A 4,872-nucleotide genomic window follows, 5' to 3' on the forward strand; every position below is an offset into this window, starting at 1 on the left:
ACACCGTGGTCTCCGTCGGCCCGTAGACGTTGAGGACGGAGGAGGCGGCCGAGGCCAGCCCCGCCGCGAGGTCGGCGGGCAGGGCCTCGCCGCCGACGAGGACCCGGACCCCGGCCAGGACGTCCGGGCCGTGGTCGAGGACGGTCCGCCACAGGGCCGGGGTCGCCTGCATGACGGTGGTCCCCGACGCGGCGATCAACGCGGTCAGCGCCCGGGGGTCCCGGACGTCCTCGGCGCCGGCCAGCACCACGCGCCCTCCGGAGGTCAGCGGCCCGAACAGCTCCAGCACGGAGATGTCGAACCCGATCGTCGTCACCGCCAGCCAGCGATCGGCGCGGGACAGGCCGGTCCGCTCGCGCATGTCCGCGAGCAGGGCGGCCACGTTGCCCCTGGTCACCAGCACGCCCTTGGGCCTGCCGGTCGACCCCGAGGTGTGGATCAGGTACGCCGCGTCGTGCGGCGACGCGGGCGGGATCGGGTCCGTGCCCGAGACCGACGACCGGCCGGTGGCCGACCACTCGGCGAACGTGCGCTCGGTGACGGCCGCCGACCGGTCGGCGTCGTCGAGCAGCACCCGGACCCGCTCCTCGGGCAGCCGGGGGTCGACGGGCAGGTACGCGGCGCCCGCCCGCCACACGGCCAGCAACGCCACCACGAGATCGACCGAGCGGGGCAGCACCACCGGCACCACGGACCCGGCCGACACCCCGCGGTCGCGGAGGCCGCGCGCCAGCAGCTCGGCGCGGCGGGTCAGCTCGCCGTACGTCAGCTCGTCCCCGCCGCAGGCGACGGCGACCGCACCGGGGTCCTGCGCGGCGACCAGGTCCCACGCGTCGCCCGGCGCACCGGACGACGAGGACGCGTTCCACTCCCCCACGACGCGCCGCACCTCGGCCTCGTCCACCAGGTCGAACCGGCCCACGCGACCGCCCGGGTCCGCGGCGACCTGCTCCAGCACGCGCACGAACCACCCGGCCAGCGCCCGCGCCGTGTCGTCGTCGAACAGATCGCGGGCGAACTCGACCACGCCGTGCAGGCCCGCGGGCCGCCGGTCATCGTCGCGGTGCTCCGCCAGCGCCACCATCAGGTCGAACTTCGCGGTGCCCGGGTCCGCGTCCACGGGTGTGGCGGTGAGGCCGGGCAGGGCGGGGGCGGCGGAGTCGGGCTCGTGCCCGTGGACGGACAGCATCACCTGGAACAGCGGGTGCCTGGCGACGGAGCGTTGGGGCGCGAGCACCTCCACCAGCCGCTCGAACGGCACGTCGCGGTGGGCGTAGGCGGCCAGGTTGGCGGTGCGCACGCGGCGCAGGACCTCGGTGAAGCGGGGGTTGCCCGAGGTGTCGGTGCGCAGCACGAGCGTGTTGATCAGCACGCCCACCAGGTCCTCGACGGCGGAGTGGGAGCGGGCGGTGACGGGCGTGCCGATGGGGATGTCCGCGCCCGCGCCGAGCCGGGTGAGCAGCACGGCCAGCGCCGCCTGCAACACCATGAACACGGTCGTCCCCTCGGACCTGGCCAGGTCGACCAGGTCGGCGTGCAGGGCGGCGGGCACGGTCAGTTCGACCGTGCCGCCCCGGTGGGACGGCGTGGCCGACCGGGGGCGGTCGACGGGCAGCGCCAACTCGTCGGGCAGGTCGGCCAAGTGCTCGCGCCAGAACGCGAGTTGGCGCGCGGCGAGGCTCCCCGGGTCGTCCTCGTCACCCAGCTCCCGCTGCTGCCACAGCGCGTAATCGGCGTACTGGAAGGTCTGCGGCTCCCACTCGGGGGCACGACCGGCGAGGCGTGCCGCGTAGGCGGTGGCGAGGTCGTTCCCGAGCGGGCGCAGGGACCCGCCGTCGGCGGCGACGTGGTGCAGGAGCAGCAGCAGGACGTGCTCGTCCTGGCGGAGCCGCAGCAGCACCGGCCGCAGCGGTGGTTCTCGGCGCAGGTCGAACCCCTCGCGCACGGCCCGGTCCAGCCGGGGGCCGAGGTCGTCCTCCGCCACCGGTTCCGCCACGAGGTCCGGTCGGGTCGCGGGGAGCACGACCTGGTGCGGGCCGTCCGCGTCCTCGGGGAACACGGTGCGCAGCACCTCGTGCCGCTCGACGAGGTCGCCCAGCGCGGCTTCCAGGGCCGCGCGGTCCAGCCTGCCGGTGAGCCGCAGCGCCACCGGCAGCGCGTAGCCCGCGCCGCCGTCGTCGAAGCGGTTGAGGAACCACAGCCGGCGCTGGGCCGACGACAGGGGCAGCCGCGCGGGCCGGGTGACCGCGGGGACCGGGGCGGGGTCGTGCTCCTCGCCGACGAGGCGGGACACGAGCGCGGCCGGGGTCGGCGCCTCGAACATCGCCCGCACCGGAACCGGGGTGCCCAGTGCCGCGCGGACGCGGGCGGCGAGCCGGATCGCCAGCAGCGAGTGCCCGCCGAGGGCGAAGAAGTCGTCGTCGGGGCCGACCTCGGGCAGGCCGAGCACGTCGGCGAACAGCTCTCGGACGATCCGCGTCCACGGCGTCTCCGCGGCCTCCCGGGTCGGGTTCGCCCCGGAGGAGATCTCGGTGTCCGCCAACGCGCGGCGGTCGAGCTTGCCGTGCGGCGTGGTGGGCAGCGCGTCGAGGAGGCCGATGGCGGCCGGGACCATGTGCTCGGGCAGCGCCTCGCCCAGCCGGGACCGCAACTGCGCGGGGTCCGGGGCCGCGCCCGGGGACGGCACGACGAACGCGACGAGCCGCCGGTCCGGGCCGTCGCCCGCCACCACGACCGCCGCGCGGTCCACGCCGGCGCACGCCAGCAGGGCGGCCTCGACCTCTCCGGGCTCGATCCGGAAGCCGCGCAGCTTGACCTGGTCGTCGGCGCGGCCGTGGTGCTCCAGCAGGCCGTCGCGGCGCCACCGGACGAGGTCGCCGGTGCGGTACAGGCGGGAACCCGGCGGGCCGAACGGGTCGGCCACGAAGCGCTGCGCGGTCAGCTCGGGCCGGTCCAGGTAGCCCCTGGTGACCAGGTCGCCCGCGACGTGGAGTTCGCCCACGACGCCCACCGGGACCGGGCGCAACCGGTCGTCGAGCACGTGGGCGCGCGCGTTCGGGAACGGCTTGCCGATGGGCACCGGTCCGTCGGCCAGGGGCGTCCCGGGGGCCAGGGTGAAATCGGTGCAGTTGACCGTGGTCTCGGTCGGCCCGTAGGCGTTGACCACGCGCGTGTGCGGGTTGCGCTCGCGCCACCGGGCCAGCGCGGCGCCGTGCAGGGCCTCCCCGCCGAGCACGAGGGTGCCGCGCGGCGACGCGTCGTCGGGCAGGCTGTCGAGGAGCGCGAGGTGGCTCGGGGTGAGCTTGGCGAAGTCCGGGCGGGGCAGGGCCGCGGCCGTGTCCTCGTCCAGGTCCGCCAGCACCACCGAACCACCGGAGACCAGCGGGGTGTACAGGCCTGTGACGGTCAGGTCGAACGACAGTCGGGAGGACACCAGCGCCGTGCCCGCCGCGTCCGGGTAGGCGGCGCGGGCGCGCCGCAGGTAGGCGCCCAGGGAGCGGTGCTCGACCACGACCCCCTTGGGGCGGCCGGTGGAACCCGAGGTGTGGATGACGTAGGCGGCGCGCCGGGGGTGCGCCGGGACCCGCGGGTCCGCACCGCTCTCGGCCGCGGTGTCCGGCCAGGTCGCCCCGGGCAGCTCCGGGCCGCCCAGGACGACCAGGGGCCGGGTGTCGTCGAGCAGGGCGCTCACGCGCTCGGCGGGCAGCTCCGGGTCGACGGGCACGTACGCACCGCCCGCCTTGAGCACGGCGAGCAACGCGATCACCGTCTCGACGCGCCTCGCGGCCGACACCGCCACCAGGCGCTCGGGACCCACGCCGAGCGCGACGAGGTGGTGGGCCAGCCGGTTGGCCGCGGCGTTGAGGGCGCCGTAGTCCAGCGCCGTCGAGGAGTCGCGCACGGCGGGTCGCCCGGGGTGCTCGGCGGCGCGGGCCTCGAACATCTCCACGACGTCCTCGTCACCGAGGTCGGTCGCGGTGTCGTTCCACGCCGCCGGCACCCGGGCCGCCTCACCGAGCACGTCCAGGTCGCCCAGGCGGCGCTCCGGGTCGGCGACCGCGGCCTCGAGCACCCGCAGCAGCCCGTCGGCCAGGGCTTCGGCGGTGGCGCGGTCGAACAGGTCCGCCCGGTGCTCGAGCACCGCGCCCATCCCGCCGTCCGCACGGTCGAACAGCCGGAACAGCAGGTCGAACTTCGCGGTGTCCGGCGGCAGCGGTTCCAGGGCGGCGGTCAGGCCGGGCAGTTCGACCGGCGCCGCGGCCGGGTCGGCGTTCTGCACGACCAGGCGGACCTGGAAGAGCGGGTGCCTGCCCGGCGACCGGGTCGGGCGCAGTGCCGCCACCAGGCGCTCGAACGGGACGTCCTGGTGGTCGTAGGCGGTGAGGTCGGCGGCGCGCACGCGGTCCAGGAGTTCGGTGAAGGCCGGGTCCCCGGAGGTGTCGACGCGCAGCACGAGCGAGTTGAGGAAGAGGCCGACGAGGTCGGCCACCGCCGGGTCGGTGCGCCCGGTGATCGGCGAGCCGACGACGATGTCGTGGCCCGCGCCGAACCGGGTCAGCAGGGCCGCCAGCGCGGCGTGCACGACCATGAACACCGTCGCGCCGCGGTCCCTGGCGAGCCGCGCGACGCCGCGCCGCAGCTCCGGCGCCAGCCCGAACCCGACGGCGCCCGCCGCGCCGGGCTCGGCGGCCGTGCGCGGCCGGTCCAGCGGTAGCCGCACCTCCTCGGGCACGTCGGCGAGGACGGCGCGCCAGTGGTCCAGCTGGCGGGCCATCGGCGAGCCCGGTTCGTCCTCCGAGCCGAGCGCCGCGAGCTGCCACAGCGCGTGGTCGGCGTACTGCACGGGCAGCGGCTCCCACCTGGGGGCGCGAC

1 protein-coding gene is annotated in these 4,872 nt (G+C 76.6%); it reads right to left on the reverse strand.

Going from position 1 to position 4,872, the window contains the following annotated elements; all coding sequences use genetic code 11:
• The coding region (locus tag ACFV4N_RS39820) for an amino acid adenylation domain-containing protein (protein ID WP_499677866.1) at nt 1-4,872 on the reverse strand (4,872 nt) is incomplete at both ends.

Origin of the sequence: Actinosynnema sp. NPDC059797, assembly GCF_042732085.1 — a bacterium.
GTDB lineage: Bacteria > Actinomycetota > Actinomycetes > Mycobacteriales > Pseudonocardiaceae > Actinosynnema.